We start from the raw sequence: 21,023 nt of genomic DNA, 5'->3' as shown, positions 1-21,023 counted from the left end.
AATAATTAATGTGTGAATTATGACCATCAAGTTATTTGTTAGACCGATTCCGGTCACCCAAGCCGCCGCCACAGCGCTGGAATGGGCGTTGTACAGCTATACGGGCGAGCGGATCGGTTCCGGAAGGGCTGACGACGCCGAAGAACTGATGCAGTTGGTGGCCCAGCACGACCTGCAGGATGTCTGGGTGCAATATGTTTTGCCTGCCTCTCATTTCACCTTCACGGTCGCCCACGTGGCCGCCAAGCAGGCGCGCTATGTGCAGCAGGCGTTGCCCTTCGCCATAGAAGAAGCCATTGCGGAAGATGTTGAGTCCATGCATCTGGTGACTGGCGAGCGTATTGGCAAGGAAGAGTATCCAGTGCTGGTCATCCGTCGGGAACGGATGGACCGCTGGTTTGACGCCGCCAACGCGCTGGAGTTTCCGTTACACGGTATGTATGTGGATGCGCAAATGTGCCCTGGTGAAGAAGGCGCGTTAACGGTGCTGTTTGACGGCGATGAAGTGTTGCTGTTTCAGCCCGGGCTGGTGTGTATGCGCACCCATCACGAAAATCTGTTGCCCTATCTGGAAATTTGCGCGCGTAGCCGCGCTTCATCCGAGGAGGGAGAGGCCCCGGCGTGGAATATTCGCGTGCTGACGCCGGAAGATCAGAAAGACAGCCTTGGCGTTTTGCTGGCGCAAATTGAACACGTCGACGGCGCTATCGTACAGATAGAATCGTTTTCCGTACCGTCCTTTGATCTGCTTTGCGAATCTTTTTTCAACACCAGTCATGCCGCCAATCTTTGTCAGGGCCCTTATGCGATCAAAGAGAGCAGCGGCTCGTCAGGCATCGGCAAGTGGTGGCCTGTGGCGGCGGTGGCGGCGGGATGGTTTGCGATTCAGGTCGGCCTGGATCTGACCCAAGGCTTTATGTACCAGAAGCAGGCGGACGAATACGAGCAACAAATGGTCAAACTGTACCGCTCTCTGTATCCCAATGAAAAGAACGTGAGCAGCCCGAAGCGACAGATGGAAGGCAAACTGCGTAACGCCAGCAACACTGGCGGCGGAGGCTTTTTACAACTATTGGGTGAGGCTGGCTATCAATTGTCCGTGCAGCCCGGCAAGCAGAATATGGGCTTCAACAACCTTCAATTCAGCAACCAGCGCGGCGAGCTCGCGGTGGAAGTGAAAGCCCCCTCTCTGGACCAGTTGGATCGTTACAAGCAGGCGCTGGTGCAGTCCGGCTATCAAGTGGACATCGGCTCTGCGATCAAAGAGCCCAGCGGCGTCCGCGGCAAGATTACCATCAAGGGGAGCTAAGCAATGGGAAGCATGCAGCAACTTAAAAAGATCCCCGCCGTGGGTAAAGGCTTGACTTGGTTTTACGGCCTGTCGCAGCGCGATCAGACCGCGCTGAAGTGGATGGCGCTGGTCGTGGCGGCGTTCAGTGTCTACATGTTTGTATGGGCGCCGGTGCAGGATTTTGTCGAGAGTTCAAAGAACAGTGCGGAAGCTTCGCATGAGTCGTTAACCTGGATGAAAGAGAACGAAGCCCGCGCGCGCGCGTCTTCCCGTCAAAGCGGCTCTGGGCGCGGTTCGATCTCCGGCGGCCAGTCATTGTTGTCCACCGTTGGCAGCAGCGCGCGTAAATTTGGGCTGGAGTTACAGCGTTTCGAACCACGCGGCGAAGATAAGGTTAATGTGTGGCTGGATAAAGTTTCGTTCAACCAGTTGATGCTGTGGTTGGGCGAGCTGGAGAAGAACTATGGCGTCGCGGTTGAGCAGATTACCGTGGACAAAGCCGATGCGCCCGGAGTTGTCAGCTCCAGGCTTTCCTTAAGCATTTAATCCCTTTATTATCAGTGGATGCGGCTGTTTTCATCAGCCGCTGACGCTATCTGGAAAATTCGTCGCAATTCAGATACGGACCTGTTTTTATCGACTGGCGCAAGGACGCGTCAGCGGGTTGTATAACCCGAAGCCCAGGGGCGGGAACTTTCCTCTTTGGGCATGCGTTAAAACGATTAGGGAAGTGGTTTTTAATGCTGGAGCAGTAAAAGGAACGACAGCAGTAATACAGTCGGCAAGCGCCTGAAGAGACCCCCTGCGGGTAACGGTGCGTCAGGCCGGTATAAAACCGGCCTGAGCCTGTAGAACGCCTGTTCAGCGCGCTTGGAAGTACAAATATAAAAATAATGATACTTTCTAGCTCTCAGGAGACCATAAAATGACTGGGGACCTCGTCGCTGACACTGCTTTAGTGCGCCTGGACAGAAGCGCGCTGTCTGAAGCAAAGTCCATTCTGTTTCACGCATACCGTCATGAACCCACCTTTCAGTATCTATTTGATTCTTCACGCCCCGGTTATGATCAAAGAGTCCGCGCCACTATCCGTGAAGGATTGGAGCTGCACTTTGCGCATGATCAGGATGCGCTAGGGCTGGTGGATGAAGATACGCTGGTGGCTGTCGCGTTTATTGGCAGCCCGGAAGCCAGGTTCAGTCTCGCCGATCAACTGAACTGGCGCATCAGAATGATGCTGACCGCGGGCTTATCCTCCACCAAGCGTTACATTGATTATCACGAGCAGGTGCACGCCTGCCTGCCGAAAGACACCCATCATCACTTGCCTTTTATTGGCGTGCACCCCAAATACCAGAGTAAGGGATACGGACGTATGCTGATGCAGGTGATTGAAGGCATCTGTCGGGAGAGTCCGTTATCCTCCGGCATAGGGCTGGATACCGGTAATGCGCGCTACCTGCGTTTTTATCTCGGGCTGGGCTATGAAAAAGTCGGCGAGGTGCGTTTGGGCAACGTCACCGAAACGGTGTTGTTCAAGCCTTGCCACTAACGCGCTGTCCGCCGGTTCATTGGTTTACCTAACGTAAAAGCTTAATAAGGCGCTTTAAATGTATGATTTAGTTGTTATTGGAGCTGGCTCGGGAGGCGTAAGGGCGGCTCGCGTCGCGGCTCAGTTGGGGGCGAAAGTCGCCATCATCGAAGAGCGTTTCTATGGCGGCACCTGCGTTAACGTGGGGTGTGTGCCGAAAAAGCTGTTTGTCTACGCTTCTCACTATGGTGAAGATTTCCATGACGCCCAAGGCTTCGGCTGGGAGGCGGGGACGCCGATATTCAACTGGCGACGGCTTGTAGAGAATAAAGATAATGAAATCAATCGTTTAAATGGCGTATATGAGAATCTTCTCAAAAACGCCGGCGTGGAAATTATTGACGGACGCGGAACCGTTAAAGGACCCGGCCAGGTCGAAGTTAACGGTGACGTGTTGCAAACCAGGCATATTCTGGTGGCTACCGGCAGCAAGTCTTTTACGCCGGAGTTTCCAGGCTGCGAACATAGCCTGGATTCCGACGCCATGTTTTATCTGGAGCGCTTGCCTGGTAAGGCGATTGTGGTGGGCGGCGGTTATATCGCTGTGGAGTTCGCGGGCATACTCGCGGGTCTCGGCGTGGAGACTCACCTGGTTTATCGCGGCCCGCGGCTGTTGAAGAAATTCGACGGCGATATTCGTGACTTTCTGCATGATGAGATCGTCAAGAAAGGCATTCATCTTCATCTGGAGGAGGATGTGGTCGCCATCGACAAGACCGATGACGAAGCCGCGCCTTATTTGGTGAAGCTCAAGTCCGGCGCCACTCTGCAGGTCGGGTTAACGCTTCATGCGACGGGCAGAACGCCGAATACAGCCGGACTGGGCTTGGAAGAAAGCGGCGTCAAGCTGGGCTCCAAAGGCGAGGTGCTGGTGGACGGCGATTACCAGACCAATGTTCCCGGCATATTCGCCGTCGGCGATGTGATTGATCGTTATCAGCTTACGCCGGTGGCGCTGTCAGAAGGTATGTATGTCGCTAACTATCTGTTTGGCGAGAATCCGGTGGCGGTGGATTATGAACGCATCCCCACGGCGGTATTCTCACAGCCCAGCGTCGCCACGATTGGCCCAACTGAAGAAGAGGCGAGGGCGAATCACAGTAACATCAAGATCTTCCGCTCCAGCTTTCGCGCACTGAAGAACACCCTCAGCGGTAATCAGGAACGGACCATGATGAAGCTGATCGTGGACGGCGATACGGATGTAGTTCTTGGCGCGCACATGGTCGGCCCGGAAGCGGCTGAGATTGTTCAGGGACTGGCGGTGGCGATTCGGGCGGGCGCCACCAAGGCGATATTCGATACCACTATCGGCATCCATCCTTCCAGCGCGGAAGAGTTCGTCACCATGCGGCAGCCTGTCTAAAGGAATCTGCGCCAGCGGGTTCCCTAGCGCTCTTCGTTACCCTGAGCGGCGGCGTTTTCCGGCGTGGTGTTGTCCGCGTCGGAATCGCCCAACCAAGTCTGCAGACATTCCACTAGCTGTTGTTTCTTGATGGGCTTGCTCAGGTAGTCGTCCATACCGGCTTTGCGGCATGCATCGGCGGCGCCTTCCAAAGCGTTGGCCGTCAACGCAACGATGGGGGTAGGTTTGACTCCGGCGCGGGTTTCCATCTGCCTGATCTTGGCGGTGGCCTGATACCCGTCCATGACCGGCATCTGACAGTCCATGAAGATCAGGTCGTACTTGCCTCCGCGTACTTTTTGCAGGGCTTCTTCGCCGTTGTTAGCGTTCTCAGTCTCTATACCCAGCTTATTGAGGATGCCGCAGGTGACTTTCTGGTTGACCTGATTGTCCTCCACGATCAAAACGCGCCCCTGGAACTGCGGAATCGGTCCCGCCGCTGCGGCGTTCCATGTTGATCCGTTCGGCGAACGCCGATAGTGCAGGGTTAGAGCGAATTTAAAGCAACTACCTTTGCCTGACTCGCTTTCAACGAAAATTTCACCTTCCATCAGCTCCAGCAGACGCTTGGCTATCGCCAGACCCAGTCCGGTTCCACCATAGCGCCGTGAATTGGACTGGTCCGCCTGTTGGAAGGAGCTGAACATGCGTCGCTGCTGTTCGGGAGCGATGCCAATGCCGCTGTCCTCCACCTCGCAGGTGAAGCAGACTTTGTCGGCGCCGATTTCCTCCCAATTGGCGTGCACGCGGATGTAGCCCTCCGCGGTAAACTTGATGGCGTTATTGATCAGATTGGCGAGCACCTGGCGGATGCGGGCAGGGTCGGCGGTGACCAGCGCGTCCTGCAGCTCGCCTTCATACTCCTGATGCAACAACAGGCCTTTCTCTTCGACTTGGGGGCGGAAGGCGTTAAGCGTTTCCTCCACCAGAGCGCGCAGGTTGAATTCAATGGGATCGATGGAAAGGCGTCCACGCTCGATTTTGGAGAAGTCCAGAATATCATCGATGATGGCGATCAGGTGTTCCGTGGAGCGCATGGCGACATGGGTGTATTCCTTCTGCTCCTCGTCCTGCTGGGTTTCCTGCAATAACTGCAACATGCCCAGTACGCCGTTCATAGGGGTGCGCAGTTCATGGCTCATAATGGCCAGAAACTCGCTCTTAGCCTTGCTGGCGCTTTCCGCTTCGTTTCGAGCGGTTTCGATCATTCCCAGATGTTCGGTCTGCTCTACGCTGGCCTTTTCCAGCGCCACTGCGAGCTGATTGATGCTGTTCCGCAACCGGCTTAGCTCCAACCCCCTGATATCCGGAGCCCGGGTGCGGTAGTCGCCGTTTTTGATCAACTCCACGCCAGCGGTAAGTTGTTCAATGGGGTTGGCGATAGAGCGGGCCATATTCCGGATCAGCAGATAGGTGAGGAACATGAGCAGGGCGGCCACGGTGAAGGAACTGTAGACAATCCGTTGCTGGCCTTCAATGATGACGCTTTCGGTAATGGCGACTTCTACTTTGCCGATTCGCGATGGGCCGGTCGTGAACTGGAACTCACTGGCGAAACTGGCGAAGGCGTCGTTCTCCAATTCGATCTGCGACTGCAGAATGTCCGCGGACAGCATGATCGGCGTTTCGTCCGCGTCGGCCAGCTTGCGGCCTGCGCCGTCGATCTCCGCCATCAAGTTGCCAAAGGAGTCGTGAATGGTGATGTGATGCACCAATGGCGACTGCGCGACTTTGCCAAGCAGCTTCTCCAGCGCGCCGGTATTGCCGGAGATGACGTCATATTCCACTGCCGGGGCGAGCTGGTCGGCGATCAGTTGTCCCCGTGCGATCAGGTCGGTGCGCGCCTCGCTAAGTCTTACCGTAGTGAAGAAAAATACCAGACACGCAAACATCAAGCCGCTGGGCAACAGGCCGAGCAGCAAGGACTTTTTGTAAACGCTCCAGTCTTGAAAACCGCGTTTCATTGTTCGGCCTCTGACATTTCCAGGCGATGCTGCAACTCGTAGGCATCGGGAATGATTAAATTCAGCGAGCGCGCCACCTGGATGTTGACGGCGACGGAAAAGTAGCGGGGATACTCCGCCGGAGCTGGCTTTTGGTCAGTAAGATAGCGCTGGACTATTTCCGTCGTCTGACGGGCGAAGTCGGCGCTGGTTGAATAGGTGGTGGCGAGCGCCCCCGCTTTGACGAAAGCGAGAGAAGGGCCAATTAAAAAGCGGTTGTGACGGTACGCGGTAAGCAAAATATGCTTGATCTGGGCGCCGTTGAACACGTCTGTATCCAGAATGCCCAGCAGATAGTCCGTATTGTCCAGTGCGGCGCTGAGCATGCGCTGCGCGCTCTCATATTGGGATAAGGGATAATTGCTGAGAAGCTGTCCAGCTACTGGCGTGGCGGGGAGTTCAGTCAATGGCTGGGCGCTGAGCACCCCCGCAGTCTGGACGCTGGGCAGTATCAATCCCGCCAGCCGCGCCTGCCGCTGCAGCGGCGCATCCAGGAAGATCGCTGTGTGAGGCGCGGCGTCGGGATACTCCCGGGTTAATCTCTGGTACTCACTGCGGCTGACGAACAGACTGACCACCAGTTGTCCCTTGGCCCCCGCCAGGCTTTGCTGCAAGGCCCGTTCGCCCAACGCCAGAATGACGGCGTTTTTCTCCAAGGTGGAAAAACGGATATTGGCGTCACTGATGAACTCTGCGCGCCAGGGGGCGGGAGACAATGCTTTGAACTCCTCCAGGAATTTGGCCGCGATCGGGGTTCTCTCCGGTCCCGCCACATACACTTTCAGACTGGATTCCTGCGCGCTTGCGGCGGCGGAAAGAGAAAGCGCCAGCATCAAAGCGCCCCAGGTTGCGTAACGCCAGGAAGCGGCGAGAGAGAGAGCTAACGATGAGATAATACCGGCCATCCCTGGTCCCCGCCTCAAAACTTCAGGTTCGCGGACAAAAACAGATGGGTGCGGTCGTCCAGGACGTTATCGCGGTACATGATCGGGTCATCGTTCAGGTAATGCTCCAGTTTGGCGGACAGCGCCATTTGGCCGCGACCCAGGCGGCGGTGATAGCTGATGATGAGATCGGCGCGCTCGTAAACGTAGTCGCCAATGGTGTCCGCCAGATAATAGGCCGTCGCCGCATCGAATCGGTCGTTGATCCGTCGCAGCCAGGCGAAACTGCCACTGTGGCGCGCGGACATACGAGACTCGATCTGGAACAAACGACTGACGTCGAAACTGGTGTAGGCGGTGTAAAAGTCCGTCACGGAGCCGGTGTATTCCTCATCCTGATCCAAATAAGCGTAGGTCGCTCTGAGGGTGTCGCGCAAGGAAGGAGAGTAGGTGGTTTCGACTTCGAAGCCGGTTTGCTTGATCTTGAGATTGTTTTCCGGCTCGAAGGAAAAATACTGCAATGGCGCGCTGATCAAGTCCCACATAGTATCGTGAAACACCTTGATATCCGCTTCCAGCCCCCATTCCGGGTAGTTGAGATAGTAGCCGATTTCACGGGAGACGATTTTTTCGTTATCCAACTCTCCAGGCGAGCGGATCAGAAAGCTGCGAGCCTCAGTCTCTCCGTCCACTGGCGGGTCTAGATCTCTGGCGACAAAGCTCCAGGCGACGGACTGTTCATAGGTGTCCGGGGTGCGCACCGCGTGGGATATTACCAGACGCAGCGTCTGATTGGGCGTCAGGTGATAGAACATGGCGCCGCGGGGAGAAAAATAGGCGCCATTGGCCTGGTCATGCTCAGCCATGCCTCCCAGGTTAAAACCCAGGTCCGGCTGAGGGCGGTACTCCAGATTGAAAAACGCGCGCTGCAAATAGTTATCGTCGCCGCCGTTGAAATAGGTCTCCGAATAAAAACTGTCTTTACGGAAACTTAAACCGGACACCAGCCTGACTTCATCGGTAAAAGTGTAAGTGTCCTGGAGTTCGATATCCTGACGGGTTTCGGCGATGTCCAGGTTAATACGGCCACAGACCGTGGCGTCGGGATCGCTGGCGGACATTTCTTCAATCAGCGCGCGGGCGATAGCGTCATCTTCCGCAGAGCCAAGCCCTGAGCCCGATCCGGAGACAATGTTGGCGTAGATCTCAGACAGGGTTGCGCCGTTGGCGCCGATCAGAATGGAGCCGAAGCGTTGATTAGCCGCATATAGGGCGGACAGATTGTCACTGAACAGAATGGGATGATTGCAGTTGGTCCAGTCCTGTCGACGAATGCGTCGATGGGCGTAAGCCTGAACCTGAAAAAAGTGATTGGCGTTAACTTCCCGCCGCCAGTTCACGGAGGCGAAACGGTCGCGTTCGTCGGATTCGGGGATGCTGGTCTGGCCGTCGCCGGCATCCGGATGATATTGATGATCGCCATTCAGTAGGCCTGCTTGTACTTGCAGGGTGTCTCGGGACCCCAGTTGCATATTGGCGGAAAAGTTAAATCCGTCCAGGTCGTAACTGTCCACAAAAGGCTCGTCATTGGCGCGGCGATCAAAGCCATCGTCCTGTTTGCCGTTTACGGAAATGCGGTAGTTAAGATTTTCGCCGCCACCGCCGTAACTGGCGTGGTAGCGATTGTAACCATTGCCGCCGTCCCAGTATGTGAGGGAAGTTCCGTGAGTGTCATAGGGATGTTTGGTGATGATATTGACGATAGCCAGGAACGAGTTGGCGCCGTAAGCGGCGGCGTTGGGACCGCGGGTGATTTCAATGCGCGCGATGTCTTCCAGGGCGACAGGAATATTGAGCCAGTCCACATCCGCCAGATTCGGATTGTAAACGGATCGCCCATCCACCAGCACCTGCAGGCGGCGCTGCTCGTTGGCGTTGGTGCCATGGTAGCTGACGGAGGGAAGATTGGAGGATACGGAACCGACGGTCATGCCGGGAACCAACCTGAAGGCGTCGTGCAGATTGCGTACGCCAAGCCGATGCAGTAACTCAGCGTCCAGTACCGTCACGGTAGCGGGGGTCTCCGAGCGAGGCTGCTTGAGTCGGGCTGGCGTGAGCACCACCGGGATATCGCCGGATTGCCAGTCCGTCATGGATATGTCGGTCGCCGCGAGCATATCGCTCTGTATGGGGCCTTCGACGGCATGGGCGAGTGAGCTGGCGCAAGCCAAAACAAGCGCAGGCAGACCGCGTCGCTCTTTGGTCGCTCGGACAGTTATCAACCGCATAGGATAGCGTCTAGTTGTGTGGTATGAGGTTTCCCGGTGTCTTGTTCTTATTCGTTTGCTCCTTGCTAGTCGGGGCGGCGTCGTTTCCGGCCCCGCGTTTCCGTCGCCCCCGGTGTCCGCTGAGGAGGAATCGCTGCTGACAAAGCTGACTTTTACCCTAGAAAGTCAGCCGGCGCAATATTTAAGGTTTTTAAGCGCCTTATGCGCGCACAGTTTGTCCGATGCGATGGCGACGTCCACTAAATAAAACAGTGAAGCCAATCCGAAATGGTCGCGTCCCATATTGTGATACACCATGCCCAGGGCGATATCTTCCGCACTATAGCTTTGGTGATGGCTGCTGAAATACAGGGCGCTCTGGTTGAGTTCCTCATCGTTCAGCAAGCGTGTAATACGGCCGACGCCGCCATGATAGGCCTGAATTAATAATAGGCCATACAAGGCGTTGCGTTTTTTCTCCGGCAGCTTGCCGAACAGAGCATTGAATGGCTCTTCCAAATTGCGATGGTTCTGCTGATACAGCTTCAACGCGCAGTCAATCTGCGCCATGCGATGCAGATAATACTCCTTGGGTATGCCGCAATCCTTCAGAACGGTGGTGCGCAATTGCATGATGCCGTTGGCGTTAGCGACGGAGCGGCTGTTTTTCAAACCGCCGCTTTCGATCAACACCTGACCAAGGATCTCCTTCATGATGGAGTCGGGAAAACTATAGCGTCCCTGGGCTTTGCGGGTTTCATAAATGTCGATGAAAGCTTTATATAGCGGCACAGGCGCATTCTTGTCGCCCACCTTCAAGCCGTCCCAGGAGCCCCAGATCAATACGTCTTTGTCTGGTCCCATCATGCGCGCCGTAGACTCCTGCAAGTCCACGTGGGGTTGGTCGCAGGCGAGGGCGAAAGGGTAACCGGCGTCGCTTAATGAGCCTTCCGCCCAGAAGGGCTCCTTCTGTTTGGCCGCCAGCTTTTTCCGTAACTGGTTGATGGCTTGCTGGGTGGCGGCTTCATCGTCCCGGTTGTTGAGATAACCTTTAAAGACGCCCTGGTTGTCGAACAGGATGTGGCGGTCAGGTTTTTCGCAAAATCCAGTGGATAGCAATACCCAGGTCCGGATGATGCTCAGATTACGGTAAAAGTTGAGACTGTACCGATAGGGCGTCTGCCTGACGGCCTCCGTCCAACGCTCCAGTTGAGTGTCCGCGACAGCGCTTCTTACGGGTGACAGAGAAGCCAGCAGAACAAATGTCATAAAACGGATGAAGGATGTAATTCTAAAGCTACGCATATCCAGATAGTGTCAGCAGTGAAATTTATACGCAACCGGCGCCGAGCGTATTCTTGGCTTGCCGAGTATATGGAAACAACAACAGACCCTAGGCTAATGTATTGTTTTACGGTAACTTATGGAAGCGTCAGGGCTTGTGATCAAGTCTCCCTCGTCGTACAAAACGGCGCAGAAAGGCGTGTTTTCGCGAGAGCTTGCGCAGCCGCGCCCTGAACTTGGGCGAATATCGCGCCAGAACGGTCAACGCGATAAAAATCAGCGGCAGGCCCAGAGGAATCGGCAAGGGAAGAAGCACTGCGCCAACAATCAGCAATGCGGATGCGAGAATGATGTAAGTCCAATGTACCACTTTCATAGATGACGCACAGTCAGGCGGAAATCGCGGCATCTTAATCCGCCGTTTATGACAGGATGATGAACAGTTTTATGAATGCGAAGTTAGCCATGAAAAGAGAACAAATGCTGTCCGTGTTGAGGTTGATTGGCGGTCGCGGGTTTAACTGGCGGGCGATGCTCGTCATGACGGCGCTGGCGCTTTCGCCCACCTCCGCCTGGGCATGGGGCGAGTTGGGGCACCGTGTGGTGTGCGATGTCGCCTGGAAGGAGTTGTCTCCAGTAGCGCGGGATCAGGTGCAAAAACTGTTGCAGCAGGCCGGTAAACGCACTTTCGCGGAAGCCTGCCTGTGGCCGGATCAAGTCAGGTCTGAAAAAGAATTCAAACACACAGGCTCCTATCACTATGTGAATGTCGAGCGCGCCGCCAAGCGTGTGTCGACGGCGGAAAACTGTGAGAGCAAGGGTTGCGTGCTGACTGCGCTGAATGCCTATGCGGAGGCGCTGAAGGGCGAGCCGCGCCAAGGTTATCAGGCCACTCCTGCGCAGGCGTTGATGTTTATCGGACACTTTATTGGCGATATTCACCAGCCCTTGCATGTGTCCTATGCGGATGACCGTGGCGGCAACAAGGTCGTCTATAAAGTCGCCGGCGAAGAGACTAATTTACACCGCTTGTGGGATGTGAATATCCCCGAGTCGGGCTTGCCCCGGGACTGGCGCAAGGCGGGCAAAAAAGTGCGTGGTAAGCACCGCGGAGAGACGGTCACTGCATTATCCTTGCAGGAAGCGGAAGCCTGGGCGAATGAGTCGCTCGCAATCACCCGAAAAGTCTATGAATCGCTGCCGCCGCAAGGCTCTGAATGGAGTAAAAAAGATCTGGCGCGGGAATACCCTGTTGCTGAAATGCGCCTCTATCAGGCGGGCGTACGCTTAGGCGCAGTTCTAAATCAACTGCTGGCGTCAAATCAGGACCAGACGCAGGCGGATTAGACCAAAAGACGAGGACGCAACCGGTCAGCATGGTTCCCAGCTGCTTGCGAATCTGCATAGAATGGAGGCGAGCAACGGCGAAACCCGTAAGGAGATGTATCGATGGGGGTAGTAATCAGCTTTCGCAAGGACAATATTTCTCCGGAAGACGTCCTGCGCTATTTCTTCCATGAGATCAATGAGGCTCACGGTCTGGAATTGAGCCTCACCGATCCACGTATCAAACCACATCTTGCCGCGTTGAAAAGTCTGGCGGAGGTTTACGTCAAAACCGCCGCGACGGAAGTGAAGGGAATCGATCAGGCGCTGCAAGAGCCGCTTTTGAAAGAAATCACCAAACTGAGGGCCCGTTTTTTAGCGGAAACTGTGTTGGGTGTCTTGCAGGAAGAGAGCATAGTGCATATTGTGCCCGACCACGAATGAAAGCCGTCCGTTTATCTCCTCTGCAATGCCGTTCTTCCGAGAATTGTTACGGAGATTTCCGGCGACGGACGCTTATCGTAGTTCAGGTTTTTTTTTAAATAGTACGACACCAGGATTTGTTTGATGAATATTGAAGAACAGGAAAAAATCATCGGTCTGTTAGGATCAATGGCGATGTATAACGATAAGGGAATACACTGGACGGACGCCTCGCCGGAAAAGGCGGCGCAAGTGCGCGACGGATTCAGAAAAGCAATCGATAACCTGATTGCGGAAATAGGGCAGGACAATATACCGGAGCAGGTTTTGACCCTGCTGCGCTCGGACAAGGTGCTGGTGGACGGCCAGGGTTCCGCCTACACCGAAGCGCGTCGACTGTTTAAAAGCCTCAACGCCTGATTTACCACTCTCTTCTCTCCCCTCACGAACGCCCTGACGCCGGCGTTCGTTTTTCACCCTTCGTCTGGCGTATATCTGAGCTGCGGCAAGTACGCCTGAAACAAAGTCTTATTTGCCTGCTGTATGCCTGAATATGGCGTCGCCCGCCATTCGGATGAAAACGATAAGCAAATTGGGGGATTGACCCCGTCGTCGCATTCGCTTAAAAATCCCTCAGCGTCTTCAGAAAAAGGATGTGTTTCGGGAAGGCGTCAGGGAGATCGGAGGCGGGTCCTGCATGCCGGCTCTGGCCCACAGCAACAAGAATCCAGGAAAACACTATGAGCAAGAGATCAGAAAGAAGGCTTTCCAGACTATTGGAGGGCGCATTGAAAAAACGTCATGGGAAAAATTGGCGCCGATATGAAAACGTTTTCATATTTGGTTTATTGTTTGGCTGCGCGACCTTGGCCCACGCTGTGCCGCCGTTATCGGTGCAGGGCAATAAAGTCGTCAGTGGCGGTCAGCAAGTCAGTCTGGGAGGCAACAGCCTGTTTTGGAGCAACAACGGCTGGGGAGGGGAGCGCTTTTATAATTCCGGCGCGGTAGGGGCCATCAAAAACGACTGGAAGTCCAGCATTGTGCGGGCCGCCATGGGGGTGGATGAAGGCGGCGGATATTTACAGGACCGGGAAGGCAACCGTAATAAAGTCATCTCCGTGGTGGACGCCGCCATCGCCAATGATATGTACGTCATCATCGACTGGCACTCCCACCATGCTCATCAGTACAAGAACGAAGCCATCGAGTTTTTCCAGGACATGGCGCGCCGCTACGGCGATAAAAACAATGTTATTTACGAAGTCTATAACGAGCCGCTGGATGTGTCCTGGAGCGGCGTTATCAAGCCCTACGCCGAGGCGGTGATTGACGCTATCCGCCAAGTTGATCCAGATAACCTGATCATTGTCGGGACTCGCCAATGGTCGCAGGAAGTGGAGGAAGCCTCCTGGGACCCTATCCGCAAGAACAATATCGCCTATACGCTGCATTTTTACGCCGGCACGCATAAGCAGTGGCTGCGCGACAAAGCGCAAAACGCCATGAACAACGGCATCGCACTTTTCGTGACGGAGTGGGGAACCGTAGACGCCAGCGGCGATGGCGCGGTTAATGAAAGTGAAACCTGGGCCTGGGTCGACTTCATGCGCAACCACGGCATCAGCCACGCCAACTGGGCGCTGAATGATAAAGCCGAAGGCGCCTCAACGTTCTGGCCTGGGGCTAGTGGAACCGGTGGTTGGAATGATGGAAACCTGACGCCTTCCGGTAAACTGGTGAAATCCATTATCCAAAGCTCCGACCCCATTCCTGGCGGCGATGACCCCGGTCCTGGTCCGGACTGCGGATCAGTCTCCGCGCCCGGCAAGGTGCAGGCGGAAAACTACTGTGAAATGGAAGGCGTCGAGAAAGAGAATACCTCTGACGCCGGCGGCGGTCAGAATCTTGGCTACATCGACTCCGGTGACTGGATGACTTATAAGATTAACGTGCCCAGCAACGGGGTCTACACTCTTTCCTATCGGGTGGCGAGTCTGAACGGCGGCGGCATAATACAGGCAGAGAAAGCCGGTGGTTCGCCTGTGTATGGTTCTGTAGAGATTCCATCCACGGGCGGCTGGCAAAACTGGAAAACGATTTCACACGACATTCAGTTGAGCGCAGGAGAGCAACGCATCGGCTTGGCGGCAGTGTCAGGCGGTTTCAATCTGAACTGGTTTGACGTCACCCAGAAAGGCGGACCGGCGCCGAACGCCATTACCGTGCAGGCGGAAGAGTACCTGGTGATGAGCGGCGTGGAGCTGGAAAACACCAGTGACGCAGGCGGCGGTAAAAACGTCGGGTACATCGACGCCAATGACTGGATGTCCTACCCGGAGGTCGATATTCCGGAAAGCGGCGTTTATACCGTGGAGTATCGTGTGGCGAGCCTGTATGGCGGCGGCGTGATGCAGTTTGAGAAAGCAGGTGGAGATATCGTGTATGGCAGCGTGGATGTGCCGAACACAGGCGGCTGGCAAACCTGGAAAACCATCAAGCATCAGGTCACCCTCGAAGCCGGTAAGCAGCGCTTTGGCATTTATGCGCCCGCTGGCGGCTGGAACCTGAACTGGTTCAAGATCACTAAAGGACAAAAATAAGGGAAGTCCGCCTGATATGACGCCCCCGTTGTCGCATGGCATGGGGGCGTCTGGTCGAAGGTTTATTGCTGCAGACGAATCTGTTTGAGCGCCTGGAAGATCATGTCTTTGTCGCGCTGAGACAGGTTTTCGATGGTCAGCGTGTCATTGAACAGGTCCCGTTCAGCGTCAGTGAAGGGACCTTCGTTTTTCAGTTTATCGGCGATAGCGATAATGATCGCGTCACCCAGTTTCAACAGCGCCGGGCGTACTTCGGCCTGCAAATCACGAGCGGACTGCTTCAACGCGTCAGCATCTGATAACCAGTCTGCGCGATATCTGAACTGTATGGCTTTGGCGGCGGAAATCTGCGCGCTGAAAAAGTCGCTCACCGATGTGGGATCAACCCCATGACCGGCCGCCTCTTCTTTGGCTTTATCCAGCACGACCCGCTCACGTTCCACATCTTCGACAGGCGCGCCTTTTTGCGCTTTGAACAAGGCGACGTCCTTCATGTAACTCAAGCGTTCGTTGATGGCTTGGAAGGTGTCCTCCGCATAGTTGGCGGCGAAAGACGAATGAGACATAAACAGGCAAATGAGCAGTAAAAACACGTTCCTCATGAGGGTTTCCTTAAAACTGACAATCAATGAGATAAATAAAGCACCGAGGGCGCAACGCAGGCCAGTGAACAGGGAAAGCAGGGGCCTTGTCCCGATATTAGACAGGTGACTGAAAGCGGCAATAAGTAATTGGCGGAAATAGACTTTTGTCTAGAGATCGTGTGAACCCCGTTCACGACGAGACTGCAGAAATTGAATGAAACGGTAGGTCAGGCTTTCTCTGGCGGCGTTAGGCGGCCAGACCGCATAGACGCCCAACGTGTCCACTCGCCATGCAGGCAGCGGTTCGCACAGACGACCGTTGCGCAGATCATCCTCCACCAGGAAGGCCGGTGGAGTCGCCAGCCCCAGTCCCGCCGCCGCCAGCTGGCATACCGCGTCGATGCTGTCCACGGTGATGCGGGGCGTAAAGTCGATACGTTGGCGCTCGCCGCTGGCGCTGTGCAGCAGCTTATAATTCGGCCGCATTTTTAGTCCGATCCATTCCCATTGCAGCAGGTCCGCCGGGTGATTGGGCGTTGGCCGGTTTTTTAAATAACCAGGCGCCGCCACCAGTCGACGGGTTAAATCGAACAGTTTTTTGGACTTCAGAGAGCTGTCCGCCATTTCACCAATGCGAATGGCCAGATCAATGCCGTCCCTGATCAGGTCCTGACGGATATCGCTGTAGTTGATGAACAGAGAGATCTTGGGAAAGGCCAGGGCGAAGGCGGCGACATCTGCGGTGAAAGGACCGCGCGCCAATACGGCGGGGGCGGTGATGGTCAACTTTCCAGTAGGCTCCGCCGCCTGCTCGATGATGGCGTTAAGCCCTGCTTCCGCCGCCGCAAGCATGGTTTTGGCGTGATCGAACAAACGTTCGCCTTCACTGGTGAGCGACAGACGGCGCGTAGAACGATAGAGCAGGGCGACGCCAAGTCGGGTCTCCAACCCTGAAATATGGTGGCTCACCACTGAGGGCGATAGGCTCAGCGCGCTTGCCGCAGCGCGAAAAGAGCCCGCTTCCACGGTTTTGGCGAAAACCGCCAGGGCGCGCAGTTCATCAATCATTGTTCGATAATATCGATCAGTTAAATGCAATTAGCCTATATTATCATCGCTATCGCGCGGGCATATAGTTTTCTTCAGCGATTAACCATACTCTCTGAGGAAACAACGGATGACGGATACTGAAACCGCCGACCTGAAGTGCGTCATAGTCATAGACGCCAACCTGCCGACCGGACCCATCGCCAATACCGCCGCTGTATTGGCGCTATCACTGGGCAAAGCCTTTCCCGGCCTCATTGGCGATTCTTTGCCAGATAACAGTGGCCACCTTCGCGCGGGCATCACCACCACGCCGATTCCCATTCTGCGCGCTGACGGCGCTCGCTTGCGAAACCTGCGGGGGGAATTAAAAGAGCACGAGCCGCAATTAACCGTCATTGACCTCACCAGCGCCACCATGACCACTAAGAGCTATGAAGCCTACGCGGAAAAACTCCAATCGACGCCTGTGGATGAACTTGAATATCTGGGGATCGCTCTTTGCGGACCGAAAAAGACTGTCAACAAATTCACCGGCAATCTGGGGCTGTTGCGTTGACGCCAGCAACTGCCAACTAAAGGCGCCGAATAATAAAGGGGATAAAGGAGAGCCCAAATGTTATTGAGTTTTATTGTCGCGACGGCGCTGATCACACTCGCCCCAGGCCCTTCCATGCTATTGGTCATCGCCAATACGCTGCGCAGTGGTCTGGGGCAGGGGATATACACCAGTCTGGGCGTGGTGGTCGCTGACGCGATACTGCTGTGCCTGACTGTCTCAGGTTTGGGAGCGTTGGTACAGACTTCTGCATGGGCGTTCAATTTGTTGAAATGGTTTGGGGTGGCTTATCTCGCGTATCTGGGAGTACGTCAGCTTTGCAGCCAGCCTTCAGCGGAAGATCTATCCGGCGCGACTGAAGTCGCCAAACAAAATCCTTTCAAACAAGGCTTGGGCGTCACCCTGCTTAACCCTAAAATCATCGGGTTTTTCATCGCATTTTTTCCACAGTTCCTCGACGCCAGCGCGCCTGTCGGCCCGCAACTCATGACGCTGGGGCCGCTGTTCCTTGTTATCGTCTTCCTCATCCTGGCGGGATACGCCATGGCGGCCAACCGTGTCCGGCGATGGCTGGCTGGCGCACAGGCGCAATCCGTGTTGAATAAATCATCCGGAGTCGCTTTGCTCGTTTGTGGAGCGGCGGCGGGGTTGACGACGCGCTGAAAACGGACATCATGGTCGCAAGTTTAAGAACGCCGTGCTCGAGTGAACCGTAATATGCAGGCTTCAACCTAAACAGATTAACTTCCTATCTGAATTTAAAACGCGACCAAGAGGTATGATGTGCGGAAATTTACAGATAAAAACGGATTTGACGTTTCTCTATCCCAAATAGAGGGAACTGACGCTTTCATGTACATCCTTGAAGGCTCTCCATTTATGATCAGGAAAATGCGCTTGAAAAGAGCGCGTGATGTAAGAGAAAGCCCTGGTATGTTCTATTGGGGGCTGGACGAGCTTGAAAAGGAAATAGCCGAACTTCCACGGGATACCAGCGATTTGCCTCCCGGTGAATACTGGCGTGCGGTAGTCGGCGTATCAAGCTACAAATGCCAGGAAGGCGGTGCGTACAAGCGTGAAAAAAAGACCCTGACTATTTGCTGGCATCAGGAAGAGGAAGAACCTATTGAGAAACTCCGGCGCATAGTCAGTCAGATTGATTTTGAAGCGCTATGTGTGACTGAGTTGGTGGAGGAGTATGATTAGGTTCGGATGAGCGCCATCCAGTGCGCTTTGGCGCTCTCGTAAGAGGGATGCAGTTAGCCTGTTGCTGCAATTATTGGTTGAATCCAAGTGTTTACACCGCTGGAAATATATAGGCCATCGGGGTGGTCGGTCCGATAAGGATTTTTTATTTCTCCAATCACTACTTGGGTTTGGTGTCTGGTAGTCGATATTACGAATAATTACTTATTATATTTTTCTATTTTTCTGATCAATTTAATTAGGAATTAAAATCAAGATAAGATAACGTCTTCACCCGACTTGGCGTTGAGCATATGGAAATTTTGGATATAGGAATAGGAGAATGTAGTGAAAGGGTTGATCTCAGTTTTTGAAATAGAAAATCAGCCAGCGAAGTTTAGCTCATTGATTAAGCGATTGATTGATGAATCTAAGAGCTCTTATATTCTACGGCCTAACGGAGTAAAACTGGTCGAAAGCTTAAAACAGATCAAAGATGATATTTTATATTGGCCTAATTGGCGATCTAGACCTTGGGTGGTTGCAGGAAGATATGAAGGAAATTTATCCGAAGTGGTTTATTCAGGCCCTTTCATAAAGGATTGTAAAGGCGATAACTTTAATCTCCAGGTTGCCTCTTTGCTTAAACACTTTGATTGGGCTGTGTTCTCCTATTTTACTACCTATCAATCTGATTTCGGATGTCTGGTTACTTCTTATCCTGATTTGATCGAAAAAGTTTTAGTGAAAGCATATGGTAAAGATATTGAGATTAGCGTTTATGAAGGCGATCCTATTGACTCACTACGAACTGCCACGTTTTACGATTATGATGTAGAGGGCTACTTTGCGTATGAAGTAGCGAAAGCGAATGGTGAAGACCCGCCTTTTCTGCTGTGTCGTATAGACCTCACAAATCAAGAACTATATCGGATATGGAATAGCGAAATAGAGGCCGATGAGGAAGATCCTTGGTATAAAAATCACCTTGATAAGCTAACTTTAGTAAAGGAATTTACAACCGGGGGAGTAGGGTTTCAGTACAACAATCTGATTTATCAAGTAAGTAATGAGAAGGCCTACTTAGATATATGGTCGGAAGCAAGTGAGGATCATTCTATCGCAGAAGCAACCTTCTCCGCTAATGCTGATTTAAGTAAACTTGAGGCTTATATGGCTGGCTCGTATATATTTGAAGTTACTAAATATATCGATGATTGGTGCGATTGGTCTTATTCTCAAGTATACGGTGGCGGAGCGGATGAGCACCATGCTATATTTCGTAGTAAAGATCCTAGGATTACAAGTAGGCTGTGGGAGCTACTGGGTGAAGATCAAATAAGTAGATTTTAGTGGGATTGTGAGGTAAGAATAAGTTAAGGGTATATGCGATAATGTTTTTCTGCTCAGGTATTGGACGCTGAAAAGTATGTTTTGAGTTATATAAAATAATTAATCGACGGGTCATTAACTGTAATTAATGAAAATAAATTTCGGCTATATATTTCCAGTCGTAAGTTTCTTGGAAGCTGATGGCCGCATTATTCGTTGGGAACAGCACATTCTTGACATAGTGTGCCCTGGCGGTAAAAAATTGGACTTCCACAGAGCTCATTCTTGAAATATTAAGTATGGCTGTGCATGTAAAGCCCATAAAAGAAAAGTATTAGATACTTTTTGGTAAGCAATATGAAGAAATCATTTTTAGTCGTTTTTTTATTTCTATCTTCTCCTGGGATCATTCATGCAGAAATCGAGGAAAAGCGTAAGATGGGAGAAATGGTTGAAGGTTCGGTAGACGATAGTGGCAATATCTTTGTTGAAGGGAATCCAAGTGGTTTGAATATAAATGAAGCTCCTCCACGAAAAGAGCCAAGAACTCATCATTTCAAGTTTGGAAAATTAATGTTACCTCTTGTAGCTCTTTCTCAACCAGAGATGTTTCTCCGAACTTTTACTGATGACAGGGCTGAGGGTGCTTTAAGGAATTTCTGGAATAATGTGGGTGCAGAGTTACCTAAAGACGAGCAAATGAGACCCGAGGGATTGAGTCTGTCAAATAAGATAATTGATGGGTTGGATTATATTATAATTAGTTTTCCAGTTCCTGAGGCCCCTAATGAGTTGTTTTTTACTGTGATAGTCGGTGACAAAAACAATCCTGATACACTCAGAGTTTTTGGTCTTGAAAATGCTCTAAAAAATGAAGCGTATAAATATGGTACTATACTTGTCGAGTGGGATAAAAAGGGCCGCTATACTTATAAGGCACAGTTAGAGGTATCCGAAGAGCAATTGATAGATACGGTAGGGGAAGTCCTCAAGAAAAAAATAGAAGTTAGAACCTTCACTGATATGAGGCCATACGGCTGGTTCTCTGGCTGACACATAGTGCCTCAAATGCCCCGACGTTTTTCCCGTTCGAATACTCAGGTGATTTGAGGCTGTATCCAGATTGTGAGAGCCAACACATCTTCCTTAAGTCTTTTTTATCCCGCGAAATTAAAAATTTAGCCTTGGCGTTAATTGCTTTCACTTTGGGCATAAAAAAGGCCGTCTAGGAGACGGCCTGAG

At 53.1% G+C, this 21,023-nt stretch carries 20 protein-coding genes; 13 read left to right on the top strand and 7 right to left on the bottom strand.

Annotation, left to right across the window (positions count from 1 at the left end; all coding sequences use genetic code 11):
• The first annotated feature begins 19 nt into the window (after positions 1–19).
• The 4 genes from gspL (at position 20) to gorA (ending at position 4,248) form a co-directional block, all read left to right on the top strand.
• A complete protein-coding gene (gene gspL, locus HCH_RS17575) occupies positions 20–1,309 on the top strand; it encodes a type II secretion system protein GspL (RefSeq protein ID WP_011397717.1) in 1,290 nt (429 codons plus the stop codon).
• A 12-nt stretch (positions 1,310–1,321) separates the two neighbouring features.
• Entirely contained in the window at positions 1,322–1,837 is a 516-nt protein-coding gene (gspM, locus tag HCH_RS17570) for a type II secretion system protein GspM (protein ID WP_238384910.1), read from the top strand.
• Between the two features lie 379 nt (positions 1,838–2,216).
• Positions 2,217–2,843 (top strand): GNAT family N-acetyltransferase, encoded by a 627-nt coding sequence (locus HCH_RS17565; protein WP_011397714.1) that lies wholly within the window; start codon positions 2,217–2,219, stop codon positions 2,841–2,843.
• 58 nt (positions 2,844–2,901) lie between these two features.
• Positions 2,902–4,248 (top strand): glutathione-disulfide reductase, encoded by a 1,347-nt coding sequence (gene gorA, locus HCH_RS17560; RefSeq protein ID WP_011397713.1) that lies wholly within the window; start codon positions 2,902–2,904, stop codon positions 4,246–4,248.
• A 23-nt stretch (positions 4,249–4,271) separates the two neighbouring features.
• Here gorA and HCH_RS17555 read toward each other — a convergent pair whose 3' ends face one another.
• From HCH_RS17555 to HCH_RS17535, 5 genes are all read right to left on the bottom strand, one after another.
• Positions 4,272–6,251 (bottom strand): ATP-binding protein, encoded by a 1,980-nt coding sequence (locus tag HCH_RS17555; RefSeq protein ID WP_011397712.1) that lies wholly within the window; start codon positions 6,249–6,251, stop codon positions 4,272–4,274.
• Positions 6,248–7,195 (bottom strand): ABC transporter periplasmic protein, encoded by a 948-nt coding sequence (locus tag HCH_RS32485; protein WP_011397711.1) that lies wholly within the window; start codon positions 7,193–7,195, stop codon positions 6,248–6,250. The genes HCH_RS17555 and HCH_RS32485 overlap by 4 nt, the downstream gene beginning before the upstream one ends.
• Positions 7,196–7,209: 14 nt before the next feature.
• Positions 7,210–9,462, bottom strand: a complete 2,253-nt coding sequence (locus HCH_RS17545; RefSeq protein ID WP_011397710.1) for a TonB-dependent receptor plug domain-containing protein — start codon at positions 9,460–9,462, stop codon at positions 7,210–7,212.
• A 165-nt stretch (positions 9,463–9,627) separates the two neighbouring features.
• On the bottom strand, positions 9,628–10,710 hold the full coding sequence (locus tag HCH_RS17540) for a hypothetical protein (RefSeq protein WP_238384909.1): 1,083 nt from the start codon (positions 10,708–10,710) through the stop codon (positions 9,628–9,630).
• Positions 10,711–10,873: 163 nt separating this feature from the next.
• Positions 10,874–11,101, bottom strand: a complete 228-nt coding sequence (locus HCH_RS17535) for a hypothetical protein (protein ID WP_148212605.1) — start codon at positions 11,099–11,101, stop codon at positions 10,874–10,876.
• Positions 11,102–11,190: 89 nt separating this feature from the next.
• Here HCH_RS17535 and HCH_RS17530 point away from each other — a divergent pair, with 89 nt between their 5' ends.
• The 4 genes from HCH_RS17530 to HCH_RS17515 all read left to right on the top strand — a co-directional run bounded on the left by HCH_RS17530 (position 11,191) and on the right by HCH_RS17515 (position 15,074).
• The gene (locus HCH_RS17530; protein WP_158304970.1) at positions 11,191–12,072 is read left to right on the top strand and encodes a S1/P1 nuclease; all 882 of its coding nucleotides are present in this window, start codon (positions 11,191–11,193) and stop codon (positions 12,070–12,072) included.
• 102 nt (positions 12,073–12,174) lie between these two features.
• Positions 12,175–12,495, top strand: coding sequence for a hypothetical protein (locus HCH_RS17525; RefSeq protein WP_011397706.1), 321 nt, complete (start codon positions 12,175–12,177; stop codon positions 12,493–12,495).
• A 123-nt stretch (positions 12,496–12,618) separates the two neighbouring features.
• The gene (locus HCH_RS17520) at positions 12,619–12,894 is read left to right on the top strand and encodes a hypothetical protein (RefSeq protein WP_011397705.1); all 276 of its coding nucleotides are present in this window, start codon (positions 12,619–12,621) and stop codon (positions 12,892–12,894) included.
• Between the two features lie 320 nt (positions 12,895–13,214).
• Positions 13,215–15,074: a carbohydrate-binding protein gene (locus HCH_RS17515; RefSeq protein ID WP_011397703.1), complete on the top strand. Its 1,860-nt coding sequence runs from the start codon at positions 13,215–13,217 to the stop codon at positions 15,072–15,074.
• A gap of 62 nt (positions 15,075–15,136) precedes the next feature.
• On the opposite strand, the gene HCH_RS17510 is transcribed toward HCH_RS17515, so the two are convergent.
• Both HCH_RS17510 and HCH_RS17505 read right to left on the bottom strand, forming a co-directional pair.
• A complete protein-coding gene (locus tag HCH_RS17510) occupies positions 15,137–15,676 on the bottom strand; it encodes a chorismate mutase (RefSeq protein WP_011397702.1) in 540 nt (179 codons plus the stop codon).
• A gap of 150 nt (positions 15,677–15,826) precedes the next feature.
• Positions 15,827–16,726 carry a LysR family transcriptional regulator gene (locus tag HCH_RS17505; RefSeq protein ID WP_011397701.1) on the bottom strand — a complete coding sequence of 300 codons (900 nt, stop codon included), beginning with the start codon at positions 16,724–16,726 and terminating at the stop codon, positions 15,827–15,829.
• 109 nt (positions 16,727–16,835) lie between these two features.
• Between HCH_RS17505 and HCH_RS17500 the strand changes: the two genes are divergently transcribed.
• From HCH_RS17500 to HCH_RS17480, 5 genes are all read left to right on the top strand, one after another.
• Entirely contained in the window at positions 16,836–17,264 is a 429-nt protein-coding gene (locus HCH_RS17500) for a DUF2000 domain-containing protein (protein WP_011397700.1), read from the top strand.
• Between the two features lie 57 nt (positions 17,265–17,321).
• Positions 17,322–17,927 (top strand): LysE family translocator, encoded by a 606-nt coding sequence (locus tag HCH_RS17495; protein ID WP_011397699.1) that lies wholly within the window; start codon positions 17,322–17,324, stop codon positions 17,925–17,927.
• Positions 17,928–18,161: 234 nt separating this feature from the next.
• On the top strand, positions 18,162–18,470 hold the full coding sequence (locus HCH_RS17490; RefSeq protein WP_148212604.1) for a hypothetical protein: 309 nt from the start codon (positions 18,162–18,164) through the stop codon (positions 18,468–18,470).
• A gap of 327 nt (positions 18,471–18,797) precedes the next feature.
• Entirely contained in the window at positions 18,798–19,802 is a 1,005-nt protein-coding gene (locus tag HCH_RS17485; protein WP_011397697.1) for a hypothetical protein, read from the top strand.
• 336 nt (positions 19,803–20,138) lie between these two features.
• Positions 20,139–20,834 (top strand): hypothetical protein, encoded by a 696-nt coding sequence (locus HCH_RS17480; protein ID WP_041598759.1) that lies wholly within the window; start codon positions 20,139–20,141, stop codon positions 20,832–20,834.
• Positions 20,835–21,023 lie beyond the last annotated feature (189 nt).

The sequence above is a fragment of the Hahella chejuensis KCTC 2396 genome, assembly GCF_000012985.1.
Taxonomy (GTDB): Bacteria; Pseudomonadota; Gammaproteobacteria; order Pseudomonadales; family Oleiphilaceae; genus Hahella; species Hahella chejuensis.
The sequence above is the reverse complement of the archived record's forward strand: the minus strand, read 5'-3'. Positions and strand labels throughout refer to the sequence as shown.

What these genes read in the sequence shown, in the direction of transcription:
- gspL (WP_011397717.1), top strand. Translation starts at nt 20, where the DNA reads ATGACCATCAAGTTATTTGTTAGACCGATTCCGGTCACCCAAGCCGCC.
- gspM (WP_238384910.1), top strand. Translation starts at nt 1,322, where the DNA reads ATGCAGCAACTTAAAAAGATCCCCGCCGTGGGTAAAGGCTTGACTTGG.
- HCH_RS17565 (WP_011397714.1), top strand. Translation starts at nt 2,217, where the DNA reads ATGACTGGGGACCTCGTCGCTGACACTGCTTTAGTGCGCCTGGACAGA.
- gorA (WP_011397713.1), top strand. Translation starts at nt 2,902, where the DNA reads ATGTATGATTTAGTTGTTATTGGAGCTGGCTCGGGAGGCGTAAGGGCG.
- HCH_RS17555 (WP_011397712.1), bottom strand. Translation starts at nt 6,251, where the DNA reads ATGAAACGCGGTTTTCAAGACTGGAGCGTTTACAAAAAGTCCTTGCTG.
- HCH_RS32485 (WP_011397711.1), bottom strand. Translation starts at nt 7,195, where the DNA reads ATGGCCGGTATTATCTCATCGTTAGCTCTCTCTCTCGCCGCTTCCTGG.
- HCH_RS17545 (WP_011397710.1), bottom strand. Translation starts at nt 9,462, where the DNA reads ATGCGGTTGATAACTGTCCGAGCGACCAAAGAGCGACGCGGTCTGCCT.
- HCH_RS17540 (WP_238384909.1), bottom strand. Translation starts at nt 10,710, where the DNA reads ATGACATTTGTTCTGCTGGCTTCTCTGTCACCCGTAAGAAGCGCTGTC.
- HCH_RS17535 (WP_148212605.1), bottom strand. Translation starts at nt 11,101, where the DNA reads ATGAAAGTGGTACATTGGACTTACATCATTCTCGCATCCGCATTGCTG.
- HCH_RS17530 (WP_158304970.1), top strand. Translation starts at nt 11,191, where the DNA reads ATGAAAAGAGAACAAATGCTGTCCGTGTTGAGGTTGATTGGCGGTCGC.
- HCH_RS17525 (WP_011397706.1), top strand. Translation starts at nt 12,175, where the DNA reads ATGGGGGTAGTAATCAGCTTTCGCAAGGACAATATTTCTCCGGAAGAC.
- HCH_RS17520 (WP_011397705.1), top strand. Translation starts at nt 12,619, where the DNA reads ATGAATATTGAAGAACAGGAAAAAATCATCGGTCTGTTAGGATCAATG.
- HCH_RS17515 (WP_011397703.1), top strand. Translation starts at nt 13,215, where the DNA reads ATGAGCAAGAGATCAGAAAGAAGGCTTTCCAGACTATTGGAGGGCGCA.
- HCH_RS17510 (WP_011397702.1), bottom strand. Translation starts at nt 15,676, where the DNA reads ATGAGGAACGTGTTTTTACTGCTCATTTGCCTGTTTATGTCTCATTCG.
- HCH_RS17505 (WP_011397701.1), bottom strand. Translation starts at nt 16,726, where the DNA reads ATGATTGATGAACTGCGCGCCCTGGCGGTTTTCGCCAAAACCGTGGAA.
- HCH_RS17500 (WP_011397700.1), top strand. Translation starts at nt 16,836, where the DNA reads ATGACGGATACTGAAACCGCCGACCTGAAGTGCGTCATAGTCATAGAC.
- HCH_RS17495 (WP_011397699.1), top strand. Translation starts at nt 17,322, where the DNA reads ATGTTATTGAGTTTTATTGTCGCGACGGCGCTGATCACACTCGCCCCA.
- HCH_RS17480 (WP_041598759.1), top strand. Translation starts at nt 20,139, where the DNA reads ATGAAGAAATCATTTTTAGTCGTTTTTTTATTTCTATCTTCTCCTGGG.